Genomic DNA, 23,393 nt, shown 5'->3' with positions numbered 1-23,393 from the left:
TCAGACCTGCACACCCAGCCAGCGCGCGGCCACAGCCGGCATGTCGCCCTGCGCGGACTCCCACACCAGTTCGGGTGCAGCCACATGCACACCGGGCGGCGCGATGCGCAGCGCCACATCGACCAGCTCGGCCACCTTCGCAGCGCGCACCGGCTGCTCGCTGCTCGGCACCATGAAGCGCACAACCGACAGCATCCACGCGGCCACCCGCTCGAAGGGGTTGGCGAGCTTCGCGTTCGCCGGCTTGCGCGCCGATCGCACGAGGATCACGCGCTCGAAGCCGCAGGCCACCACCGCCTGCTCGTCGAGGCTGGCGAGCCCGCGCTTGAGCGCCTCGGGCAGCTTGCCCTGGTCGTGCGGCTGCACGATGGCCAGCGTCTGTACGCCGCAAGCACGCAGCCAGCGGGCCAGCTCGGGCAGGTCGGAGGGCTCGGGTACCCACAGCGCGCGTTCGCGGTCGTGGTACAGGCGCGGCGGATCGAAGGCGATGATGGCGGTGTGGGCCGAGGTCGGCGGCCACTGCGCGATGGGCAGCTCCGGGCTCAGGTAGGTCTCGACACCGCGCAGCCCGTCGCGGATCGGCTCTTTCGCCAGCACGCGCGTATGTGCATGCCGGTGGCTGCCCGCCAGTCGCCGCAGCAGCTCTGCACCCAATGCGCCGGTCGCGCCCGCGATCAGCAGCGTTCCGAAGGCGGAAGAGGCAACAGGCAATACCGCACGATTGGCGGCTTGCAGGGCTTGTAGAGGATCGACGGGCATGGAGCCGTCTATGCTACCTTCCGCATCTTCTGCGGAGGTAATGCAAATGATGATGAAGCGCTGGCTCTTGATTCTTGCCGCGGTCGTGTCCCTGAGCGGCTGCGGCTACAACCAGTTCCAGTCCCTCGACGAGGCCAGCAAGTCGGCCTGGAGCGAGGTCCTCAACCAGTACCAGCGGCGCGCCGACCTCGTGCCGAACATCGTGGCCACCGTCAAGGGCGAGGCCAGCTTCGAGCAGGACACGCTCACCAAGGTGATCGAGGCGCGCGCCAAGGCCACCTCGATCCAGGTGACGCCCGAGACGCTCAACAACCCCGAGGCGTTCAACAAGTTCCAGCAGGCGCAGGGCGAGCTTTCTTCCGCGCTGTCGCGGCTGATGGTGGTGTCCGAGCGCTACCCCGACCTCAAGGCCAACCAGTCGTTCCGCGACCTGCGCGTGACGCTCGAAGGCACCGAGAACCGCATCACCGTAGCGCGCAACCGCTACATCGAGAGCGTGCAGGAGTACAACGTGCTCGCGCGCAGCTTCCCGACCAACATCACGGCCAAGGTCTTCGGGTACGCGACCAAGCCGAACTTCTCGGTGCAGAACGAGGCGCAGATTTCCACGCCGCCCACCGTCGACTTCAGCACCCCGAAGAAGTAGCTCTCCCCCAGGCTTCGTGCACTTCGTGTCACTGCGCCAACCCCCTCGCCGGGGGCAACACCTGCGGCCCGGCAAAGCCGGTTCCGCGGTGTTCCTGGAATGGGTCGCGCGCGCGCTTGCAGTACTGGTCGCAGCCTGGATGCTGCTGGCGTCGGGTGGAGCGCTCGCGCAGGGCCTGCTGCCGATCCCCACGCTCACCGCGCGCGTGATCGACCAGACCGGCACGCTCGACAGCGCGCAACGCAACGGCCTCGAGACCAAGCTCGCCGCCTTCGAGCAGCGCAAGGGCTCGCAGATCGTGGTGCTGATGGTGCCGACCACCGCGCCCGAAGACATCGCCGCCTACACGCAGCGCCTGGGCGACGCCTGGAAGATCGGCCGCAAGGACGTCGGCGACGGCCTGCTGGTGGTGGTGGCCAAGGACGACCGCAAGATGCGCATCGCCACGGCCAAGACGCTCGAGGGCGCGGTGCCCGACCTCGCGGCCGCGCGCATCATCGACGAGGAGATGAAGCCGCGCTTTCGCAACGGCGACTTCGCGGGCGGGCTGAACGCGGCGGTGGACCGGCTCATCGGGCTGGTCGACGGCGAGCCGCTGCCCGAGCCCTCGCGCAACACGGGTGGCGGTGGCGGCGGCAACGAGGGCTTCGACTGGGAGAACCTCGCGATCTTCCTGTTCGTGGGCGTCTTCATCGGCGCGCCGATCGCACGCGCCATCCTCGGCAAGAAGCTGGGCACGATGGTCGTGGGCGGCGGCGTGGGCGTGGTGGTGTTCTTCATCACCACCAGCATCGTCATCGCGGTGATCGCGGGTCTCGTGGCGCTGATCGTCTCGCTGGTCGCAGGCACGGGCAGGCCCGGCGGCGGAAGTGGAGGCGGCTGGAGTTCCGGCGGCGGCGGTTGGGGCGGTGGTGGCGGCGGCTTCAGTGGCGGCGGCGGGGGCGGAGGTTTCAGCTCCGGCGGTGGCGGCAATTTCGGCGGCGGCGGCGCGTCGGGGGATTGGTGAACACGATGCAGACCATGAACGCGAAGCCGACCGACGCGGGCCTCTTCACGAAGCTGGGCCGCATCTGGCGCCATCGCTGGATCGACGAATCCGAGGTTCGCCGCGCGATTCCCCCGGCCGCGCTGGAGCGCCTCGCGGGCCGCGTGAGCGCGAGCGAGCGGCGCCACAGCGGCGAGATCCGCATCTGCGTCGAGGCCGGCCTGCCGATGTCGTACCTGTGGCGCCATGCGCCGCCGCGCGAGCGTGCCGTCACGCTGTTCGGCAAGCTGCGCGTGTGGGACACGGCGCACAACAACGGCGTGCTCATCTACCTGCTGCTGGCCGAGCACGCCATCGAGATCGTGGCCGACCGGGGCATCGACGCGCATGTCGACGACGCCGAATGGGCCGCGATGGCGCAGCGAATGAGCGCGGCCTTTCGCGAAGGCCGCTTCGAGGACGGGCTAACGCAGGCGCTGGAAGAAATCTCCGCTCTGCTGGTCGAGCACTTTCCGCTGGCCGAGGGTGAGCTCGACGTGAACGAGTTGCCCGACGAGCCCGTGGTTCTCTGACTTCTTCCTCCCTCCCCCGCTGGGGGAGGGTGCATGAGTCACTCCTGGACCGGCAGCGCCCACACTGCATCACCGCCCACAGCATGAAAGCGCCGCCCCGGCGCCGATTCCATCATCCACCCGCCCGTGAACTCGCCGAAGGCCGGCAGCACGGCCTGCTGCTCGTCGCTCGCGAAGCACGGCAACCGCACGCTGTCGCGACCCCGCCCCTGGAGCCTGCAGACGGGATGCAGATGGCCCGCGAGCACGAAGTGCGTCGCATGCGTCTGCGGATGGTGGCAGCAGGCGAAAGGCCCCAGCAGGAAGGGCTCGTCGACCACCTCGATGTGGAGCGCCTGTGGTGGGTCGCCCGCGCGGCTGTCGTGGTTGCCGCGCACCAGCGTCATGGAGATGGTCGCATGGCCTACGCGCCAGGCCTCCACGGTGGCGAGCACCGTGCGCGCCTGGGCCGCATGCAGGAAGTCGCCGAGGAACACGATGCGCCGCGGCTCATGCCTTTCGATCAGCGCATCGAGCCGCGCCAGGTTCCCCTGCGTGGTGCCGCCCGGCACCGGCTGGCCGAGGGCGCGGTAGGTTGCGGCCTTGCCCAGGTGCAGGTCGGCCACGAACAGCACGCGCTGCGCGGGCCACCAGAGCGCGCGCTCCGGCAGCAGGTGCAGCAGCTCGCCTGCCCAGCGGACGGCAAGCGGCGAAGCGGAGGTATCGGGAGAAGCCACGAAGCCAGTGTCGCAAAACCTGCGACCGCCTTGCAAAGGCCCTCCAGAGCCCCCATCTGCCGGCCATGACCGAATCGCCCCCGCTGCACATCGTCTGCCCGCACTGCCACACGACCAACCGCGTGCGCACGGCGCAGCTGGGCAGCGCGCCCGACTGCGGCAGCTGCCATCGCCCGCTGTTCACCGGCCATTCCACCGCGCTGGCGGACGCGGCCACCTTCGACCGCCACATCTCCCGCAACGAGATCCCGGTGCTGGTCGATTTCTGGGCGCCCTGGTGCGGCCCCTGCCGGCAGATGGCGCCGGCCTACGAGCAGGCCGCCGCGCAACTCGAGCCCTACGTGCGGCTCGCCAAGGTCGACACCGAGGCGGTGCCCGCACTGGGCGCGCGCTTCAACATCCGCAGCATCCCGACGCTGGCGCTGTTCCGCGGTGGACGCGAGGTGGCGCGGCAGGCCGGCGCGATGGGCGCGGCCGACATCGTGCGCTGGGTGAAGGCGCACGGCGCGGGCTGAAGACTCAAAGCGGCGGAAGCGGCCGTGAAGGCCGTGAGGGCCGCCTGCGGTCGCGCCGTTGGCTCACCGGCTTCGGCGGCTTTCCCGGCCCTTCCTGCCCGAAGGCCAGCGTTCCCTTCACGCGCTCCACGCCGCCGACCGTGACCGCGCCGCCCGCGGCTTTTTCGAGCTGCTCGACCATGCGTGCGATGCGGTCGGCCACGTTCTCGTTCGACAGCTTCTCGCGGAACAGCTCGACCATCAGCGGAAACGAAAAAGGCGTTGGCCGCACGAGCGGCTTCAGCACCAGATGCTGCGTGGCGATTCGTTCCAGGCTCGCGCGCAGCCGGCCGATCTCCAGTTCCTGCGAGAGCAGTTCCTGCTCCGCCTGCTGCAGCAGCCTGTTGCCGGGGTCGTACTTGCGGAACACCTCCCAGAACAGCGACGACGAAGCCTGCAGCTGCTTGCTGCTGCGCTTCTCGCCCGGATAGCCCTGGTAGATGAGGCCCGAGACGCGCGCGATCTCGCGGAAGCGCCGCTGCGCGAGTTCGCTGGCGTTGAGCGAGGCCAGCACCTCGTGCAGCAGCAGTGCATGCGCGTCCTTGCCCTGTGGCAGCTTCAGCACCTGCGGCAGCAGCACCGGCCAATCGACCTCCGTCGCGCTCAACAGTTCGAAGCCGTAGTCGTTGACCGCGATCGAGAAGGTCCGCGCCTCGTGCTGCGCGATGCGCCAGGCCAGCAGGCTCGCGAGCCCGAGGTGCACGTGCCGGCCAGCGAAGGGATAGAGAAACAGGTGCGAGCCCTCGCGCGTGCTCAGCGTTTCGGCCAGCAACGTTTGCGGCGTCGGCAGTGCCGACCACTGCTGCTGAATCTCGAGCAGCGGGCGCACGCACTGCAGCTCGGGCGAGTCGTAGCGCCCCTCGCCGGCCTGCGCGAGCTGCTGCACCACCGCATCGGCCAGCGTGTTCGACAGCGGCATGCGCCCGCCACCCCAGCGCGGCACCGCGGCCCGCTTGCCGCTCGCGCGCCGCACCCAGGCCGTCATGTCGTGGATGCGCACCAGCTCCAGCATGCGGCCGCCGAAGAGAAAGCAGTCGCCGGCCTTCATGCGCGCGACGAAGCTTTCCTCCACGTTGCCGATCTTCGAGCCGCCGAGGTACTGCACCGAGATGCTCGCGTCGCTCACGATGGTGCCGATGTTCATGCGGTGCCGCCGCGCGAGCCGCGCATCGGGCACGCGCCAGACACCCTCGGCATCGGGCACCACGCGCTTGTAGTCCGGGTAGGCCGCGAGCGATGGCCCGCCCTGCGCCACGAACTCCAGGCACCACTGCCAGTTCTCGCGCGAGAGGCCTTCGTAGGCGGCTGTGCCGCATACCTCCTCGTACAGCTCGTCGGGTACGAAGCCGCCGCCCAGCGCCACGGTCACCAGGTGCTGCACCAGCACGTCGAGCGGCTGCTCGGGCGAATGGCGCGCCTCGATATGCCCTGCCGCGATGGCGGTGCGCGCGGCCGAGCCTTCCACCATCTCGACGCTGTGCGTGGGCACGAGCGTGATGCGCGAAGGCCGCCCCGGCGCATGGCCCGATCGGCCCGCGCGCTGCAGCAACCGCGCCACGCCCTTGGGCGAGCCGATCTGCAGCACGCGCTCCACGGGCAGGAAGTCCACGCCAAGGTCGAGGCTCGAAGTGCAGACCACCGCCTTCAGCTCGCCGCTCTTCAGGCCCAGCTCCACCCATTCGCGCACCTCGCGGTCGAGCGAGCCGTGATGCAGCGCGATGAGCCCGGCCCACTCCGGTCTGGCTTCCAGCATCGCCTGGTACCAGATCTCTGCCTGCGATCGCGTGTTGGTGAAGACCAGCGTGGTGCTGCTCGCGGCGATCTCCTCGATCACCTGCGGCAGCATCGTGAGGCCGAGATGCCCGCCCCACGGAAAGCGCTCGGCGACGCCGGGCAGCAGCGAATCGACCACCAGCTTCTTCGGCACCTGCCCTTGCACGAGCACGCCGTCTTCATGGCCCAGCAGGGCATGCATCGCCTCGTGCAGGTTGCCCAGCGTGGCCGACATGCCCCAGATCGCGAGGCCCGGGCTCCATCGCTTCAGCCGCGCGAGCGCGAGCTGCACCTGCACCCCGCGCTTGTTGCCCAGCAGTTCGTGCCATTCGTCGACCACCGCCATGCGCACATGCCCGAGCACCTCGCGCGCATCGGCACGCGCGAGCATCAGCGAAAGGCTCTCGGGCGTGGTGACGAGCACCGTGGGCAGGCGCTGGTTCTGCGCGTTGCGCTCGGCCGAAGTGGTGTCGCCGCTGCGCGCGCCGGCACTCCATGGATGCACTTCGGCACCGAGGGCTTCGAGCGCCTGCTGCAGCGCGCGCAGCGTGTCGGCCGCCAGTGCGCGCATCGGCGTGAGCCACAGCACGGTGAGCGGCTCGGCAACGGGCCGTGCGTTTGCGTTCGCCTTGCGCGCCCGTGCGAAAGCCTGCAGCGCCCCGAGCCACACGGCATACGTCTTGCCCGCGCCGGTGGTGGCATGCAGCAGGCCCGACCTGCCATCGGCAATGGCCTTCCAGACCTCGCGCTGGAACTTGAACGGCTTCCATCCGCGCGCGGCGAACCACGCATCGAGCGCGGCCTTGACCGCCCTGCTCCTTCCCCCTTTGGGGGAAGGTCGGGATGGGGGCAGACGGCCTTGAGCGGGCCGCGCACTGTTCGAACGCCGCGTGCCCCCACCCCCGCCCTCCCCCAGCGGGGGAGGGAGTGAAGACAGGTCCTGCGACTTGTTCATGTGGGCAACAGCGCCGCCAGCGTCTGCAGGGTGTCAGCCTCTTCCACCGGCTTGTCCTCGCGCCAGCGCAGCATGCGCGGAAATCGCACCGCGATGCCGCTCTTGTGCCGCGTGCTGCGCGCGATGCCCTCGAAGCCGAGTTCGAACACCAGCGTGGGCCTGACGCTCTTCACCGGCCCGAAGCTCTCCACGGTGGTCTTGCGGATGATCGCGTCCACGCGCGCCATCTCGGCATCGGTCAGGCCGGAGTAGGCCTTGGCGAAGGGCACGAGCTTGCGGTCTTCCTGCCCGGGCGGGCCGTCCCACACCGCGAAGGTGTAGTCGCTGAAGAGGCTCGCGCGCCGGCCGTGGCCGCGCTGCGCGTAGATCAGCACCGCGTCGACGCTCAGCGGATCGATCTTCCACTTCCACCACACGCCCACGTCTTTGGTGCGGCCCACGCCGTACTGCGCGTCGCGGCGCTTGAGCATCATGCCTTCCACGCCCATGGCGCGCGCCGCTTCGCGCTGGCGCGCGAGGTCGAGCCAGTCGGGTCCTGTGAGCATCGGGCTGGGCAACAGCGAGGGGTGCCGCATGCGCTCGACCAGTTCGTCGAGCAGCGCGCGGCGCTCCGGCTGGGGCCGCGCGCGCAGGTCGCGCCCTTCCCATTCGAGGATGTCGTAGGCCAGCAGCACCACCGGCATGTCGCGCAGCAGCTTCGCGCCCAGGGTCTTGCGGCCGATGCGCTTCTGCAGCTCGGCGAAGGGCTGCACGCGACCGTCGCGCCACACGACGATCTCGCCGTCGAGCACGGTGCCGTCGGGCAGCGCCTCGCCGAGCGCGGCGAGTTCGGGGAAGCGCTCGGTCACCAACTCTTCACCGCGCGACCACACCCATGCGGCGCCCGCGCGCTTCAGCAACTGGGCGCGGATGCCGTCCCACTTCCATTCGACGATCCAGTCCTGCGGCGGGCCCAGCACCGCGTCGAACTGCTCTAGCGGCAGGTTGAAGGGATGCGCGAGGAAGAAGGGATACGGCTGGCCACTGGTCTTCTGTTCCTGCTCCGCGCCCGACTCGGGCGCAACGAGCGCCTGATAGTCGACGGCCCTCGGCCTCCCGCCGATGTGCGTGTAGCCCATGAGGCGCTGCGCGACGCGCTTGGCGTCGATGCCTCCCACAGCCGCCAGCGCCTGCGTGACCTGCAGCTTCGACACGCCGACGCGGAAGGCGCCGGTGATGAGCTTGAAGTACACCAGCCGCTCCTCTGGCGCGAGCTGCCGCCATTGCGCGCGCAGGCGGTCGGCAAGCTCGTCGGGCGCATTCTTCGCGGCATCGCGCAGCGGCAGCAGGTGCTGCTCGACCCAGCCTGCGAGGCCGAGATCGTGCGCCTCGCTGGGCGGCGGCAGCAGCAGCGCGATGGTTTCGGCGAGATCGCCCACGGCGTCGTAGCTCTCGTCGAACAACCATTCGGGCAAGCCCGCCGCCTCCTGCGCGAGCAGGCGCAGCAGCTTGACCGGCACCAGCTGGCGCGGCTTGCCGCCGGCGAGGAAGTAGACGGCCCAGGCGGCATCCGCCGCGTCGGCCTCGCGCAGGTAGCGCTGCAATGCCGCCTGCTTGGCGAGGCTCGAGGTGCTGGCGTCGAGCTCGTGGTACAGCGCGGCGAAGGCCTTCATCTCACGCCTCCGCCCCCTGGTCGTCCTCGTCGCCGTACTCGGTCCTGAAGGCCTGCGCATCGAGGCCGTTCTCGCAGAGCCACCGCACCATCACCTGCACGCTGCCGTGCGTGACGAACACACGCTCGGCTCCCGTGCCGGCGATGGCCTGCTGCAGGCCGGGCCAGTCGGCATGGTCGGACATCACGAAGCCCCGGTCCACGCCGCGCCGCCTGCGCGTGCCTCGCAGCTGCATCCAGCCGCTCGCGAAGGCGTCGGCGTAGTTGCCGAAGCGGCGCATCCACGGCGAACCCTGCGCCGAGGGCGGCGCGAGCACCAGCGAGCGCTTTAGCAGCGCGGCATCGACACCCGCATCGTCTGCGCGCAGGGTGGGCGGCAGCGCCACGCCGGCCGCGCGGTACACGGCATTGAGCGGCTCCACCGCACCGTGCACGACGATGGGCCCGATGCTCGCGTCCACGCCGTGCAGGATGCGCTGCGCCTTGCCGAAGGCGTAGCAGAAGAGCACCGATGCGCGCCCCGCCTCTGCATTCGCGCGCCACCATGCGTCGATCTGCGAGAACAGCTCGGCCTGCCTGGGCCAGCGATAGACCGGCAGGCCGAAGGTCGACTCGGTGATGAAGGTGTCGCAGGGCACCGGCTCGAAGGGCGCGCAGGTGCCGTCGGGCTCGGTCTTGTAGTCGCCCGAGGCCACCCATACGCGCCCGCCGTGCTCGAGCCGCACCTGGGCCGAGCCCAGCACGTGGCCCGCCGGATGCAGCGAGACGCGCACGCCGTGGTGCTCGATCACCTCGCCGTAGGGCAGCGTCTGCAGCGGGATGTCCTGGCCGAGGCGTGCGCGCAGCGTGCCGGCGCTGTCGGTATGCGCCAGGTAGTGCGCATGCCCCGGGCGCGCGTGGTCGGAATGCGCGTGCGTGATGACGGCACGCGCCACCGGCCGCCACGGGTCGATGTAGAAATCGCCGGGCGGGCAGTACAGGCCCTCGGGCCTGGCGACGACGAGGAGGTCTTCTTCCTGCTTTGCGGGAGGCATGGCACGCCATCGTAGGCGCTGCCGGGCTTTCGCGCCGCCGAACGGCGGGCGCGAAGCGTTGTGGGCTGGCTCCTACCCTACGGACGCTTCGGACGGTTCTTCATCATGTCGAGCACGTTCATCTTCATGCCGTTGGGCATGACCATGTCGCCTGGCTTCTGGTCGGCCTTGCAGGGGCCGACCCAACGGGCTTCCATGGCGCTCGTGCCTTCGGCCCGGCCCATCAGCGGCGGGCTGTAGGTCGACTTGCTTTCCATGCGGTAGGCGGTGTTGAAGTCGCCGCTGATGACCGCATGCGAGGTGGCCACCGTGTTGCCGATCTTGCAGACCGAGTCCATGACCAGCTTGCCGCTGTCGGTGCGCAGCTCCTGCTTCGAGCACATGTCCTTGCCCATGCCCTGGCCCATGTCGCGCATGGCCTTGTCGGTGGCGGCGTCGATGCACTGCTGCATGGTGTGGGTGCCGCCGCCGGGGCTGGCGCCCTTGCCCGTGGCTTCACCGGTCTGGGTCTGGATCTCCCAGAGGCCGGGCTTGCGGGCGGGGAAGTCGAGCGCGAACGCCGGGCCCGCGACGACACCGGCCGCGATGCAGGTCACGACGGCGGAAAGGCGAATCTTCATGGCGGACTCCCGCTCCTTCGGATGGCGAAGCCCGGGTTGTACCTTGCGCGCCGCCGCGTTGGAATACCGCGATCGGCCTACGCCTGCGCCCCGGGTCGTTGCCGCGTGGCGAGGCCGAACGCCACGCCCAGCACGAAGCCGCCCAGCACGTCGATCAGCACATGCTGGCGCACCGCCATCGTCGAATAGACGATGCCCGCCGCCCACGCTACGTTGGCGACGCGCAGCCAGGCCGGCGCCCCCACCGCACGAAGCTGCCGCGCCAGCGCGACGCAGGTGAACACCGAGAACGAGACATGCAGCGAGGGAAAGGCATTGCCGGCCGAGTCGACCATCTTGAGGAACTGCAGCGAGGTGCCCGGCGTGGTCTCGACCACGAAGTTGGGAATCGCCGTGGGCATGAACCAGAACACGAGCAGCGCCAGCAGCGTCATGGCCGCGCAGCCCAGCGAGAAGCCTTGCAGCTCGCGCATGTCCCTGGCCAGCAGCACCGGCAGCGCGATGTAGCCCCAGAGCGAGAGATACACCGGCAGCAGCCACGGCCAGAAGGCGACCAGCCGGTCGATGGGCGTGAGCGGCAGCACCCAGGCCTGGCCCGCGTTCTTCATGATCCAGAAGTACAACGGAAAGAAGCCGAGCGTGGCGACGGTGTTGCCGACCAGCTTCAGCGGAAACAGCGTGATGCTGCGCTTCCACAGGGCCGCAAGCCACGGCGGCACCCTCGACGAAGACGATGCGGAAGAGGACGACGGAGAAGAAGAGGTGACGTCGGACGCGGGAGGTGTCATGGAGGCCCGGGCAGCGCGCCGCGCGCTACCAGGGCGTCCACTTTAATTCGCTTTTCGCCGAAGCCACCGTGCGTTCGATGAAGCGCACGCCGCGCGCGCCGTCCTCCACGCGCGGGTAGTCGGCAGCCAGCGGATCGGCCGGCAGGCCCGCGAGCCTGGCGCGGATGTCCGCCGCCACGCCCGCGTACACGTTCGCGAAGGCCTCGATGAAGCCTTCGGGGTGCCCCGCCGGCAGCCGGCTCGCGCGCTTCGCCGACTCGCACAGCCAGGGCGCGCCGCGCGTGAGCACCTGCAGCGGTCCGTCGTGCGGCAGGTGCACCAGCCGGCTCGGCTGCTCCTGGTGCCATTCGAGCGTGCCCAGCGTGCCCGACACGCGCAGGCGCAGGTCGTTCTCCAGGCCGGTGTTGATCTGCGAGGCGATGAGCACGCCGCGCGCGCCGCCTTCGAAGCGCAGCAGCAGGCTGCCGTCGTCGTCGAGCATGCGGCCCGGCACCAGCGCGCCCAGGTCGGCGCACAGGCTTTCAATGCGCAGCCCGGTGACGGTGGCCACGAGATTCTCGGCATGCGAGCCAATGTCGCCGATGGCGCCGGCCGCGCCGCTGCGCGCGGGGTCGGTGCGCCAGTCGGCCTGCTTGTTGCCGCCGCTGGCCTCGACATGGCTCGCGAGCCAGCCCTGGTTGTATTCGACGACGACCTTGCGCACTTCGCCGATCAGGCCCGAGCGCACCATCTCCCGTGCCTGCCGCACCATCGGATAGCCGGTGTAGTTGTAGGTGACGCCGAACACCGTGCCCCGCTTGGCCACTGTGGCGACCAGCGCGTCGGCCTGCTCGCGCGTGTGCACCAGCGGCTTGTCGCACACCACGTGGAAGCCTGCTTCGGCGAAGGCCTGCGCCACCGGAAAGTGCACGTGGTTGGGCGTGACGATCGACACGAAGTCGATGCGCTCGCCCTCCGGGCGCTTCAGCTCGTCGGCCAGCAGCGCCTGCCAGTCGCCGTGGTTGCGGTCGTCGGCCAGGCCGAGGTCGCGGCCCGAGGCGCGCGCCTTCTCGGGGCTGGACGAGAGCGCGCCCGCAACGAGCTCGATCTGCCCGTCGAGCGCCATGGCCTTGCGGTGCACGGCGCCGATGAAGGCGTCGCGCCCGCCGCCGACCATGGCGTAGCGCAGTTTGCGAGGAGGTGTGTCTGTCATCGATCGTCTTGGCGTTTCCGGAAACTGTTCCCTCTCCCCTTGGGGAGAGGGCTGGGGTGAGGGTGGCGGCATTTGCGCACGCACCGTTTTCGCCGTCGCCGCTGGCCCTCATCACCCCAACCCTCTCCCCAGAGGGAGAGGGAGCAAAGCAGGCCCGCCGCTTCAGAACATCAGAACGGCGAGTTCGGGTGGTAGAAGTCTTTCGCGTTTTCCTTGGTGATCAGCACCGACGGAATGATGGTCGTCGCCGGCAGCTTCTCGCCCTTCAGGCGCGCCTCGGCCGTGAGCTTGATCGCGTCGTAGATGAACTTGGGCGAGTAGCTCACGTCGGCCGTGATGCGCTTGTCCTTGCCGTCCATGATGGTCTTGACCATGTCCTTGGCGCCAGCGCCGCCGAACACGATCTTGATGTCGTCGCGCTTGGCCTGCGAGATGGCCTTGAGCACGCCCACGGCCATGTCGTCGTCGGCGGCCCAGATGGCGTCGATGTTCTTGAAGCGCGTCAGGTAGTCCTGCGTGACCTTGAAGGCGTCGTCGCGGTTCCAGTTGGCGTACTTGGCGTCGAGCAGCTTGATGTCGGGACTGTTCTTGAGCACGGCATTGAAGGCGTCCATGCGCTCGTTGTCCAGCGTGGTCGCGATGCCGCGCAGCGCCACCACGTTGCCTTTGCCGCCGAGCTGCTTGACGATGTATTCGGCCGGGATCTTGCCGAAGGCCGTGTTGTCGCCGGCCACGTAGGCGTCCTGCGCGCTGGTGTCGGTGAGGCCGCGGTCGACCACCGTCACGTAGGCGCCCTTGGCCTTGACCTGCGCCACTGGCTTGGTCAGCGCCGCCGACTCGAAGGGGAACACGACCAGCGCGTTGATCTTGGTGACCGTCGAGAGGTCCTGCAGCTGGTTGGCCTGCTCGGGCGCGTTGGCGGCCGTCTTGATGGTGATCTTCAGGTCCTTGTGTTCCTTCTCCAGGTCCTTCTTCGCCTGGTTGGCCCAGTAGTTGATGCCGCCCATGAAGCTGTGCGTGGCCGCGGGAATCGAAACGCCGAGGTTGACCTTCTCCGCGGCAAGCGCGGGCAGGCTGGCGAACGCTGCGGCGGCAACCGCCGTGAGTGCGAGGCGTCGGGTGAAAGTCGTCATGCTGGATGTCTCCTCTTGGTTGATGGAACGGAACGGGAAAGAACTAGCGCCGGCCGCGTTGAAGGAACGCGACGATGATGATCACGAAGCCCTGCACCGCCGCGTTGAGGTACACGCTGATGATGCTGGTGAGGTTCAGGATGTTGCTGATGACCGAGAGCAGGATCGCGCCCACCACCGTGCCGGTGATGCTGCCCGCGCCGCCCTTGAGCGCCGTGCCGCCGACGATCACCGCGGCGATGGCTTCCAACTCCCACAGCAGGCCGGTGGTCGGCGATGCCGAGCCCAGACGCGGCACGTACAGCAGCGTCGCGATGCCCACGCACACGCCGAGCAGCACATAAGTGAGGATCTTCACGCGGTCGACGTCCACGGCCGCGTAGCGCGCCACCTGCTCGTTGGAGCCGATGGCCTGCACGTAGCGACCGTAGGCCGTACGGTTGAGGATGAGGCCGCCGACGACGGCGACGATCACGAACACCCACACCGGCACCGGAATGCCCGCGAGGCTCGCGTAGTACACGGGCGCGTAGAGGTCCGACAGCTCGTTGTCGAGCGTGAGCGCGCCGCCGTCGGCGAAATAGGTGAGGTACGCGCGGAAGATGCCCAGCGTGCCCAGCGTCACGATGAAGGGTTCGATGCGGCCCTTGGTGATGAGCAGGCCGTGCGCGAGGCCGAACACCGCGCCGAGCACCACGGCCAGCACGGCGCCCATCACCACCGCCAGCAGCGGCGAGCCCGAGGCCGGCCCGGCCCAGTTGATGAACATGATCACGCTGCCCGCGATGAGCGCGGCCATCGAACCCACCGACAGGTCGATGCCGCCCGAGATGATCACGAAGCACATGCCCACCGCGATGATGCCGATGAAGGCCGTGCGCGTGAGCACGTTCATCGCGTTGTCGAGGGTCGCGAAGTCGCCGTTCAGCAGCGTGCCGGCGATGCACAGCAGCACCAGGCCGATGACGGGCCCGAGGCCATGCAGGCGCTCGGTCCAGCGCGGCTTGGTCTCGCTGCGGTGCTGCTGCTGCGCGGCTTCAAGCGTGCGCGGCGGTTGTGTCTGCTGTTCCGGTGGCATGAGCGATGAGCTCCTCTTCTGTCAGATGGTCGGCGTCGAGCGTGGCGACGATGCGGCCCGCGCGCATCACCGCGACGCGGTGGCACAGGCCGATCAGCTCCATCAGCTCCGACGAGACGACGATCACCGCGAGCCCTTCGCGGGCGAGTCGCTGGATCAGGAAATAGATGTCGCGCTTGGCGCCCACGTCGACGCCGCGCGTGGGCTCGTCGAGCACCACCACCTTCGGCCGCGGCTGCAGCACCTTGGCGAGCGCGAGCTTCTGCTGGTTGCCGCCCGACAGCGACGAGGCCTTCACGTCGAGCGAACCGGTGCGGATGCCGTAGTCCTTCACCGCCTCGGCCAGCGCGCCCCGCTCTGCCTCGGGCTTGAGCCAGGGCTGGGCATAGCGCTCGAGCGCCATCAGCGTGAGGTTCTGGCGCAGGCCGAAGTTGACGTGCAGGCCTTTGCCCTTGCGGTCTTCGCTCAGGTAGGTGAGGCCGTCCCTTGCCGCGTCACGCGGATTGCGCCAGCCCTTGCCGTGCGGCACGGGCTTGCCGAGCATCTCGACGCTGCCGCCGCTCGCGGGTCGCAGGCCCAGCAGCCCCTCGAAGAGTTCGGTGCGGCCGGCACCGACGAGGCCCGCGAAGCCGAGGATCTCGCCGGGGCGCACCTCGAAGCTCGCGTCCTGCGCCCAGCCGGGCACGCTGAAGCCTTGCACGCGCATGGCGGGGGCGCCGGTGGCGGTGACCGCATCTCGGGGTGGATAGAGATCGGCCAGCTCGCGGCCCACCATCAGGTTGGCCATCTGCTGCCGCGTGACGTCGGCGGTGGGCGCGCGCGCGACGAAGCGGCCGTCGCGCATGACGATGACTTCGTCTGTCACCTGCTCCACTTCGTCGAGCTTGTGCGAGATGTAGACGATGGTCACGCCGTCGGCGCGCAGCTGGGCGATGAGCTTGAACAGGCGCTCCGTCTCGCCGGGCGTGAGCGTGGCCGTGGGCTCGTCCATGACGAGCAGGCGCGCGCGGCGGGCGATGGCCTTCGCGATCTCGACGAGCTGTTTCTCGGCGACGATCAGCTTGCGCACCTTGGTGCGCGGGTCGATGTTCAGGCCGACGGCCGCGAGCGCGGAGGCGGCGTCGCGCTCCATGGCGGCGTCGTCGAGCAGCCAGCCCTTCTTCTTTTCGTGGCCGAGGAAGATGTTCTGGGCAACGTTCAAGTCTTCGGCGAGATTGAACTCCTGGTGGATCAGCACGATGCCGAGCGCCTCGGCGTCGCGCGAGCTCTCGAACTGCTGCGGCGTTGCGTTGATCTTCAGCGTGCCGCCGGTGGCCGACTCGTAGCCGGACAGGATCTTCATCAGCGTGGACTTGCCCGCGCCGTTCTCGCCGAGCAGGCCGTACACGCGGCCGGGCGCGAGCGCGAAGCTCACGCCGTGCAGCACCTGCACGGGGCCGAATGCCTTCACGATGCCGTCGAACTCGACGGCGACGCTGCCTTTGTGGATTACCGCAGCGCTCGTCATGGCGCCACCCCGCGGGCCTTCAGCGTTTCCTGCATCGCGAGCACGCCGGCGCCGACCAGGCCGCCCTGCATGCCCAGCGGCGTGTACTGGATCTCCAGGTGCCGCGTGGAGAGCGCCAGCGAGCGCTGGTAGACGCTCTGCCGCACGGCAGCGAGAAACAGCGGCCCGATGCGCGTGATGCCGCCGCCGATGAACACATGCGACGGATTGAAGAAGTTGACGACCGACGCGAGCATCTGCCCGATCAGGCTGCCCGCGCGCTGGATGATGGCGTTGGCGGCCGTGTCGCCGCCGCGGCTGGCCTGGCCGACGTCGACGGCATCGATGCGGCCGTACAGGCGCAGGACTTCGGCCAGCGCGGCGCTCTCGCCGGCTTCGGCAGCCTGCACCGCCATGCGCGTGATCGCCGGGCCGGCGGCCATGGCTTCCACGCAGCCGAGGTTGCCGCAGTGGCAGCGCGGGCCTTCCTGGTCGACGCAGATGTGGCCGACGTCGCCGGCCGAACCCGCGGCGCCGCGGTACACCTCGCCATGGCACACGATGCCGCAGCCGATGCCGGTGCCGATCTTGATGACGAGGAAGTTCTGCAACGAGCGCCGCAGGCGCCACAGCTCACCGAGCGCCATCAGGTTCACGTCGTTGTCGACGAAGACGGGCGCCGCGTAGTCCTCGCGCAGGTAGTCGCGGATCGAGAAGCTGTCCCAGGCGGGCATCAGCGGCGGATTCACGAGCTGGCCGATCTCGAAGTTGACCGGGCCGGGCACGCCGATGCCGATGCCGAGAACGTCCTTGGCCGTATGACCGCAACTGGCCAGCAACTCGCGCATGAGCGTGCGCACGCGGGCCAGCACGACGGCGGGGCCTTCGCGCACATCGGCCGGTTCATCGTGTTGCGCGAGCACGCTGAGGTCCGGGCGCAGCACGGCCACGTCGAGGCTGGTGGCGCCGATGTCGACGCCGACGAGCACGCCGAGTCCCGAATGAAGCTGGAGGTTTTCGGGGCGGCGTCCGCCCGAGGAGCGCTGCAGGCCGGCTTCGGCGAGCAGGCCCTGGTCGACGAGGCCGGCGATCAGCCCGTTGGCCTTGCTCTTGGAGAAGCCGAGCTGCTCGGCCATGGCATGCCGCGAACCGCCGGCCGACCAGAAGGTCGTTTCCAGCAGCCGCATTTCGTCCGCAGTGATGCCACTCCAGGGTGCCACGCGTCTTGTCTCCGGTGTTCTTTGTCCTGGCCCGGCAGCGGCGGCCGCCGGACGAAGGCGAATACTAGGTGGCGGGCTTCAGCCGGACAAGGCCGAACTTCGACCTTGTTCAGACCGAAGATCGTCAACCCGAAGATGAATGGACGAAAAAAAGCCGCCTGGGAGGCGGCTTTCTTCTTCGTTGCTTCGACGACGGGCCGGAGGCCCGACTTCGATTACTTCTTCTGACGGTACTTGCGCAGCGCCGCGATCTGGGCGGCCATCACGGCCAGCTCCGATTGCGCCATCGCGATGTCGATGTCGCTCTTCGCGTTCTTCAGCGCTTCTTCGGCGGCGGCCTTGGCCTGGTTGGCCTTCTCGTCGTCGAGGTCCTTGCCGCGGATCGCGGTGTCTGACAGCACGGTGACGGCGTTCGGCTGCACTTCGAGAATGCCGCCGGCCACGAAGACGAACTCTTCCTTGCCATCGGCGGTTTCGATGCGCACGGCGCCGGGGCGGATGCGCGTGATCAGCGGGGTGTGGCGCGGGAAGATGCCGAGCTCACCGGCTTCACCGGGCAGCGCGACGAACTTGGCTTCGCCCGAGAAGATCGACTCTTCCGCACTGACCACGTCCACATGAATGGTGCCTGCCATGGTGATTCCTTCTTAAGCGACCTTCTTGGCCTTCTCGAACGCTTCGTCGATGGTGCCGACCATGTAGAACGCCTGCTCGGGCAGGTGGTCGGCTTCGCCGTTCACGATCATCTTGAAGCCGCGGATGGTTTCGGCCAGCGGCACGTACTTGCCGGGCGAGCCCGTGAACACTTCGGCCACGTGGAACGGCTGCGACAGGAAACGCTGGATCTTCCGGGCGCGGGCCACGGCCAGCTTGTCTTCGGGAGCCAGTTCGTCCATGCCCAGAATGGCGATGATGTCGCGCAGTTCCTTGTAGCGCTGCAGCGTGCCTTGCACGGCGCGGGCCACGTTGTAGTGCTCTTCGCCGACCACGTTCGGGTCGAGCTGACGCGAGGTCGAGTCCAGCGGGTCCACGGCGGGGTAGATACCCAGCGAGGCGATGTCACGCGACAGCACCACGGTCGAGTCCAGGTGGGCGAAGGTGGTGGCGGGCGACGGGTCGGTCAAGTCGTCGGCAGGGACGTACACGGCCTGGATCGAGGTGATCGAGCCGACCTTGGTCGACGTGATCCGCTCTTGCAGGCGGCCCATTTCCTCGGCCAGCGTCGGCTGGTAGCCCACGGCGGAAGGCATGCGGCCCAGCAGAGCCGACACTTCGGTACCGGCCAGCGTGTAGCGGTAGATGTTGTCCACGAAGAACAGAACGTCACGGCCTTCGTCGCGGAACGACTCGGCGATGGTCAGGCCGGTCAGCGCCACGCGCAGACGGTTGCCCGGGGGTTCGTTCATCTGGCCGTAGACCATGGCCACCTTCGAGTCCTCGAGCTTCTCGAGGTTCACGACGCCGGAGTCGGCCATCTCGTGATAGAAGTCGTTGCCTTCGCGGGTACGTTCACCCACGCCAGCGAACACCGACAGACCCGAGTGAGCCTTGGCGATGTTGTTGATGAGTTCCATCATGTTCACGGTCTTGCCCACGCCGGCGCCACCGAACAGACCCACCTTGCCGCCCTTGGCGAACGGGCAGACCAGGTCGATAACCTTGATGCCGGTTTCCAGCAGGTCTTGCGAGGGCGACAGTTCGTCGTACGCGGGAGCCTTGCGGTGGATGGAAGCGGTGAGCTCCTGGCCCACGTCGCCGCGCTCGTCGATCGGACGGCCGAGCACGTCCATGATGCGGCCGAGGGTGGCCTTGCCGACCGGCACGGTGATGGGAGCGCCGGTGTTGGTCACGACCAGGCCGCGACGCAGGCCGTCGGACGAGCCCAGTGCAATGGTGCGCACCACGCCGTCGCCGAGCTGCTGCTGAACTTCGAGGGTCAGCCCGCCGCCTTCGAATTTCAAGGCGTCGTACACCTTGGGCATCTGGTCACGCGGGAACTCCACGTCGACCACGGCGCCGATACATTGGACAATTTTTCCTTCAGCCATGGCGTTTCCTTCTGGATGGATCTCAATAAATTTGCGACAGGTTCTTGCAGAAGCGTCCTGGTGCCAAAACGGGCCGCTTTTGCAAGAATGCCGGCGGGGCCGGCACCCTTGAATGTCCTGCTGTCAGTTTCCCATCAGCACTTCATGGCCGTCGCCTGGGCGGCGAAGGCGTCGGAAGCAGCCTTGCAGGCCTGGCCCAGCGCGGCCTTGTCCGCGCCCATCGAAGCCCAGGTGGCCTTCGTCTGGTCGAGGCTTGCCTTCATGGCGTCGGCAGCAGCACCGCTTTGCGCAGCGACGCAGGTCTGCACCTTGGCCAGGTAGTCGTTGCATTCCTGCGGCAGGTCGGCGGCGGAAGCCGTCGGTGCTGCGGCGGGAGCTGCCGCCGGCGCTGCTGCCGGAGCAGGCGCGGGAGCCGGAGCGGGCGCAGCAGGTGCAGCGGCGGGAGCAGCCGGTGCAGGTGCGGGCGCCTCTTCCTTCTTGGAGCAGGCGGTCAGAGCGGCAGCAACAGCCACCAGAGCAAGCATCTTCTTCATTTTGCGCAGAGTCCCCTAAAAAAGGCCTTGGGTTACCGGGCGCGCGGAGCGCACCCGATCAGCAACGCGGCCTGTTGCATTGCCTCAATCAAACGCCTGCAGCCGCGGCCGCGCCGGACACGATTTCCGACAGTTCCTTCGTGATGCCGGCCTGACGGGTCTTGTTGTAGACCAGCTTCAGCTCGTTGATCACGTTGCCTGCGTTGTCGGTCGCGGCCTTCATGGCCACCATGCGCGCCGAGTGCTCGGACGCCATGTTCTCGGCCACTGCCTGGTAGACCAGGGATTCCACGTAGCGCACCAGCAGCTCGTCGATCACGCTTTGCGCGTCGGGCTCGTAGATGTAGTCCCACGAGTGATGTCCCGACTCGGTCTGCAGCGTCTCGGCCTTCAGCGGCAGCAGCTGCTCCACCATCGGCTCCTGCTTGATGGTGTTGATGAACTTCGTGTAGCACAGGTACACGGCCGACAGCTTGCCTTCGGCGTAGGCGTCCAGCAGCGTCTTGACCGGCCCGATGAGCTTGTCCAGATGCGGCGTGTCGCCCAGCTGCGTCACATGGGCCACCACGCGGGCGCCGATGCGGTTCAGGAAACCCAGACCCTTGTTGCCGATGGCGACCGACTCGACCACGCTGCCCGCGGACTGCGCTTCGCGCAGCTTGCCCGTGACGGCACGCAGCAGGTTGGTGTTCAAGCCGCCGCACAGGCCCTTGTCGCTGGTCACGATGATGAAGCCGACGCCCTTGGCGTCGTTCGTCTTCATGAACGCGTGGGTGTACTCCGGGTTCGCCTTGCCGAGGTTGGCCGCGATGTTGCGGATCTTTTCGCTGTAGGGGCGAGCGGCGCGCATGCGTTCCTGCGCCTTGCGCATCTTGGAAACCGAGACCATTTCCATGGCCTTGGTGATCTTCTTGGTGTTTTCCACCGATTTGATCTTGCCGCGGATTTCCTTACCAGCTGCCATGAGAGCTCCTTCTTGCGTCGATCAAGGGTCGATCAGGCGAACGACTTCTTGAACGAGGTCACGGCGGCCAGCAGTTCGGCTTCCGATTCCTTGTCGAGAGCCTTTGCCTTCTCGATCTTGTCGAGCAGCGCGGCGTGGCTGGACTTCAGGAACTGGTGCAGGCCATGTTCGAACGGCAGCACCTGCTTGATCTCGAGGTCGTCCATGAAGCCCTTGTTCACTGCGAACAGCGACGCGCCCATCAGCGAGATCGGCAGCGGGCTGTATTGCGGCTGCTTCAGCAGTTCGGTCACGCGGGCACCGCGGTCGAGCTGCTTGCGGGTGGCTTCGTCGAGGTCGGAAGCGAACTGCGCGAACGCAGCCAGTTCCCGGTACTGGGCCAAGTCGGTACGGATACCGCCGGACAGGCCCTTGATGATCTTCGTCTGGGCCGACGAACCCACGCGCGACACCGAGATACCGGCGTTGATGGCGGGGCGGATACCTGCGTTGAACAGGTTGGTTTCCAGGAAGATCTGGCCGTCGGTGATCGAGATCACGTTGGTCGGAACGAACGCGGACACGTCGCCGGCTTGCGTTTCGATGATCGGCAGTGCGGTCAGCGAACCGGTCTTGCCCTTGACCGCGCCCTTGGTGAAGGCTTCGACGTAGTCGGCGTTCACGCGGGCCGCGCGCTCGAGCAGACGGCTGTGGAGATAGAACACGTCGCCGGGGTAGGCTTCGCGGCCCGGCGGGCGGCGCAGCAGCAGCGACACTTGACGGTAGGCAACGGCCTGCTTGGACAGGTCGTCATAGACGATCAGCGCGTCTTCGCCGCGGTCGCGGAAGTATTCGCCCATCGTGCAGCCCGAGTAGGCCGACACGTACTGCATGGCGGCCGATTCCGAAGCGGAAGCAGCAACCACGATCGTGTAGTCCATGGCACCGGCTTGTTCCAGTGCGCGCACCACGTTCTTGATCGACGAAGCCTTCTGGCCGATCGCAACGTAGACGCAGGTCATGTTCTGACCCTTCTGGTTGATGATCGCGTCGATGGCCACGGCCGTCTTGCCGGTCTGGCGGTCGCCGATGATCAGCTCGCGCTGACCGCGGCCGACGGGCACCATCGAGTCGATGGACTTCAGGCCGGACTGCATCGGCTGGTCGACCGACTTGCGGGCGATCACGCCCGGTGCGACCTTCTCGATCACGTCGGTCATCTTGGCGTTGACCGGACCCTTGCCGTCGATCGGCTGGCCCAGGGCGTTCACCACGCGGCCGATGAGCTCGGGGCCCACGGGCACTTCCAGGATGCGGCCCGTGCACTTGACGGTGTCGCCTTCGGAGATGTGCTCGTACTCGCCCAGAATCACGGCGCCGACCGAGTCGCGCTCGAGGTTCAGCGCGAGGCCGAACGACGGCGTGCCGTCAGCCGTGGGCGGGAACTCCAGCATTTCGCCCTGCATCGCGTCGGACAGGCCGTGGATGCGCACGATACCGTCGGTCACCGACACCACGGTGCCTTCGTTGCGGATGTTGGCGCTGACCCCGAGGCCCTCGATGCGGCTCTTGATCAGTTCGGAAATTTCTGCGGGATTGAGTTGCATGACTCTTTCCTTCTTTCTTTGTAAGGGGCCGGGAGCCGTCAGGCCACCAGCGCAACTTTCATTTGTTCAAGGCGCGCTTTGACGGAGGTGTCGAGCACCTCGTCGCCGACCACCACACGGATGCCGCCGATCAGTTCGGGCTCTTGCCGAACCGTGACCTGGAGCTTGCGACCGAAGCGCTTTTCGAGCGCGGCCGAAACGTTGGCCAGGGCCGCGGCTTCGATCGGGAAGGCGCTGTAGACAACGGCGTCGGACGAACCGCTCTTCGCGTTGGCCAGTGCCCGGAACTGCTTCGCAATTTCCGGCAGCACCGAAAAACGCCCGTTCTCGAGGAGCGCGGACAGGAAGTTCTGGGCAGCGGGAGCCAGCGGTGCACCGAATGCACCGGCGACCACGCCGACCACCTGTTCGGCCGTGGCCTTCGGGTTGTCGGCGAACTGCTGGAGCTCCGGATTGGCCGCGATGGCGGCAATCTTTTCGAGCCAGGCGCTGGTTCCGGCGACGTCGGACGACGAAGCCTTGAAGAGCGCCTCGGCGTAGGGGCGTGCAATGGTGGCGAGTTCTGCCATGGCTTCTATCAGAGTTCGGTCTGCAGACGGGCGAGCAGGTCGGCGTGAACGCCCGCATTCACTTCCTTGCGCAGAATCTGCTCTGCGCCCTTGACGGCCAGTGCGGCGACCTGCTCGCGCAGGGCTTCGCGGGCCTTCAGTGCCTGCTGTTCGGCTTCGGCGCGTGCGGCGGCGACGATCTTGTTGCCTTCCTCGGTCGCGCGGGCCTTGGCCTCTTCAACGATGGCCTGGGCGCGACGTTCGGCGTCGGCAAGACGTTGCGCGGACTCGTTGCGCGCCTGACCCAGTTCGGCTTCCACGCGCTTGTTGGCGGCGGACAGCTCGGACTTGGCCTTGTCGGCTGCAGCGAGGCCTTCGGCGATCTTCGCGGCGCGGTCGTCCAACGCCTTCGCGATCGGCGGCCACACGTACTTCATCGTGAACCCGACCAGGATCAGGAACACGATCATCTGAACGATCAGGGTACCGGTAATGCTCACTTTTCACCCTCTCTATGGGATTGAATCGAAGCCATTCGCTAGCAGGGCCAGA

The 23,393-nt window shown here is 67.9% G+C and carries 23 protein-coding genes; 4 read left to right on the top strand and 19 right to left on the bottom strand.

The window, feature by feature from the left end; genetic code table 11:
* Window positions 1-759, bottom strand: a complete 759-nt coding sequence (locus BMY35_RS28695; protein ID WP_093206393.1) for a hypothetical protein — start codon at window positions 757-759, stop codon at window positions 1-3.
* A 46-nt stretch (window positions 760-805) separates the two neighbouring features.
* On the opposite strand from BMY35_RS28695, the gene BMY35_RS28690 reads away from it, so the two are divergent.
* From BMY35_RS28690 to BMY35_RS28680, 3 genes are all read left to right on the top strand, one after another.
* Window positions 806-1,405, top strand: a complete 600-nt coding sequence (locus tag BMY35_RS28690) for a LemA family protein (RefSeq protein WP_371287204.1) — start codon at window positions 806-808, stop codon at window positions 1,403-1,405.
* An 88-nt stretch (window positions 1,406-1,493) separates the two neighbouring features.
* Window positions 1,494-2,411 (top strand): TPM domain-containing protein, encoded by a 918-nt coding sequence (locus BMY35_RS28685; RefSeq protein WP_371287203.1) that lies wholly within the window; start codon window positions 1,494-1,496, stop codon window positions 2,409-2,411.
* Window positions 2,412-2,416: 5 nt separating this feature from the next.
* Complete coding sequence (locus BMY35_RS28680) at window positions 2,417-2,962, top strand: TPM domain-containing protein (RefSeq protein WP_093206490.1); 546 nt, start codon at window positions 2,417-2,419, stop codon at window positions 2,960-2,962.
* Window positions 2,963-3,000: 38 nt separating this feature from the next.
* Here BMY35_RS28680 and pdeM read toward each other — a convergent pair whose 3' ends face one another.
* Window positions 3,001-3,678, bottom strand: a complete 678-nt coding sequence (gene pdeM, locus BMY35_RS28675; protein ID WP_093206392.1) for a ligase-associated DNA damage response endonuclease PdeM — start codon at window positions 3,676-3,678, stop codon at window positions 3,001-3,003.
* 65 nt (window positions 3,679-3,743) lie between these two features.
* Between pdeM and trxC the strand changes: the two genes are divergently transcribed.
* The gene (trxC, locus tag BMY35_RS28670; RefSeq protein WP_093206391.1) at window positions 3,744-4,193 is read left to right on the top strand and encodes a thioredoxin TrxC; all 450 of its coding nucleotides are present in this window, start codon (window positions 3,744-3,746) and stop codon (window positions 4,191-4,193) included.
* Between the two features lie 4 nt (window positions 4,194-4,197).
* Here trxC and BMY35_RS28665 read toward each other — a convergent pair whose 3' ends face one another.
* The 17 genes from BMY35_RS28665 to BMY35_RS28585 form a co-directional block, all read right to left on the bottom strand.
* Entirely contained in the window at window positions 4,198-6,960 is a 2,763-nt protein-coding gene (locus tag BMY35_RS28665) for a ligase-associated DNA damage response DEXH box helicase (protein ID WP_177213727.1), read from the bottom strand.
* Window positions 6,957-8,612, bottom strand: a complete 1,656-nt coding sequence (locus BMY35_RS28660) for an ATP-dependent DNA ligase (RefSeq protein ID WP_093206390.1) — start codon at window positions 8,610-8,612, stop codon at window positions 6,957-6,959. Before BMY35_RS28660 ends, BMY35_RS28665 begins: the two co-directional genes overlap by 4 nt.
* Window position 8,613: 1 nt before the next feature.
* On the bottom strand, window positions 8,614-9,645 hold the full coding sequence (locus BMY35_RS28655) for a ligase-associated DNA damage response exonuclease (RefSeq protein ID WP_093206389.1): 1,032 nt from the start codon (window positions 9,643-9,645) through the stop codon (window positions 8,614-8,616).
* Between the two features lie 77 nt (window positions 9,646-9,722).
* Window positions 9,723-10,265, bottom strand: a complete 543-nt coding sequence (locus BMY35_RS28650; protein WP_093206388.1) for a DUF3617 domain-containing protein — start codon at window positions 10,263-10,265, stop codon at window positions 9,723-9,725.
* A gap of 77 nt (window positions 10,266-10,342) precedes the next feature.
* A complete protein-coding gene (locus BMY35_RS28645; RefSeq protein ID WP_256229909.1) occupies window positions 10,343-11,053 on the bottom strand; it encodes a phosphatase PAP2 family protein in 711 nt (236 codons plus the stop codon).
* A gap of 25 nt (window positions 11,054-11,078) precedes the next feature.
* On the bottom strand, window positions 11,079-12,245 hold the full coding sequence (locus tag BMY35_RS28640; RefSeq protein WP_093206386.1) for a Gfo/Idh/MocA family protein: 1,167 nt from the start codon (window positions 12,243-12,245) through the stop codon (window positions 11,079-11,081).
* A gap of 170 nt (window positions 12,246-12,415) precedes the next feature.
* The gene (locus BMY35_RS28635) at window positions 12,416-13,378 is read right to left on the bottom strand and encodes a substrate-binding domain-containing protein (RefSeq protein WP_093206385.1); all 963 of its coding nucleotides are present in this window, start codon (window positions 13,376-13,378) and stop codon (window positions 12,416-12,418) included.
* A gap of 43 nt (window positions 13,379-13,421) precedes the next feature.
* Complete coding sequence (locus BMY35_RS28630; RefSeq protein WP_093206384.1) at window positions 13,422-14,456, bottom strand: ABC transporter permease; 1,035 nt, start codon at window positions 14,454-14,456, stop codon at window positions 13,422-13,424.
* Window positions 14,416-15,963 carry a sugar ABC transporter ATP-binding protein gene (locus BMY35_RS28625; protein ID WP_093206383.1) on the bottom strand — a complete coding sequence of 516 codons (1,548 nt, stop codon included), beginning with the start codon at window positions 15,961-15,963 and terminating at the stop codon, window positions 14,416-14,418. The genes BMY35_RS28630 and BMY35_RS28625 overlap by 41 nt, the downstream gene beginning before the upstream one ends.
* Entirely contained in the window at window positions 15,960-17,129 is a 1,170-nt protein-coding gene (locus tag BMY35_RS28620) for an ROK family protein (RefSeq protein ID WP_093206382.1), read from the bottom strand. The genes BMY35_RS28625 and BMY35_RS28620 overlap by 4 nt, the downstream gene beginning before the upstream one ends.
* A gap of 248 nt (window positions 17,130-17,377) precedes the next feature.
* A complete protein-coding gene (locus tag BMY35_RS28615) occupies window positions 17,378-17,797 on the bottom strand; it encodes a F0F1 ATP synthase subunit epsilon (RefSeq protein WP_019657634.1) in 420 nt (139 codons plus the stop codon).
* Between the two features lie 12 nt (window positions 17,798-17,809).
* Window positions 17,810-19,210, bottom strand: coding sequence for a F0F1 ATP synthase subunit beta (gene atpD, locus BMY35_RS28610; RefSeq protein ID WP_093206381.1), 1,401 nt, complete (start codon window positions 19,208-19,210; stop codon window positions 17,810-17,812).
* A 134-nt stretch (window positions 19,211-19,344) separates the two neighbouring features.
* Entirely contained in the window at window positions 19,345-19,743 is a 399-nt protein-coding gene (locus tag BMY35_RS28605; RefSeq protein WP_093206380.1) for a hypothetical protein, read from the bottom strand.
* Between the two features lie 88 nt (window positions 19,744-19,831).
* Window positions 19,832-20,707 (bottom strand): F0F1 ATP synthase subunit gamma, encoded by an 876-nt coding sequence (gene atpG / locus BMY35_RS28600; RefSeq protein ID WP_093206379.1) that lies wholly within the window; start codon window positions 20,705-20,707, stop codon window positions 19,832-19,834.
* A 32-nt stretch (window positions 20,708-20,739) separates the two neighbouring features.
* A complete protein-coding gene (gene atpA, locus BMY35_RS28595) occupies window positions 20,740-22,293 on the bottom strand; it encodes a F0F1 ATP synthase subunit alpha (RefSeq protein ID WP_093206378.1) in 1,554 nt (517 codons plus the stop codon).
* Window positions 22,294-22,331: 38 nt separating this feature from the next.
* Complete coding sequence (locus BMY35_RS28590; protein ID WP_093206377.1) at window positions 22,332-22,862, bottom strand: F0F1 ATP synthase subunit delta; 531 nt, start codon at window positions 22,860-22,862, stop codon at window positions 22,332-22,334.
* 8 nt (window positions 22,863-22,870) lie between these two features.
* Window positions 22,871-23,341 carry a F0F1 ATP synthase subunit B gene (locus BMY35_RS28585; protein ID WP_093206376.1) on the bottom strand — a complete coding sequence of 157 codons (471 nt, stop codon included), beginning with the start codon at window positions 23,339-23,341 and terminating at the stop codon, window positions 22,871-22,873.
* Window positions 23,342-23,393 lie beyond the last annotated feature (52 nt).

This window comes from Variovorax sp. YR750 (genome assembly GCF_900109805.1).
In the GTDB taxonomy this organism is placed as follows: Bacteria; Pseudomonadota; Gammaproteobacteria; order Burkholderiales; family Burkholderiaceae_C; genus Variovorax; species Variovorax gossypii.
Note: the sequence above shows the minus strand (reverse complement) of the source record. Positions and strands in the feature narration are given on the sequence as shown.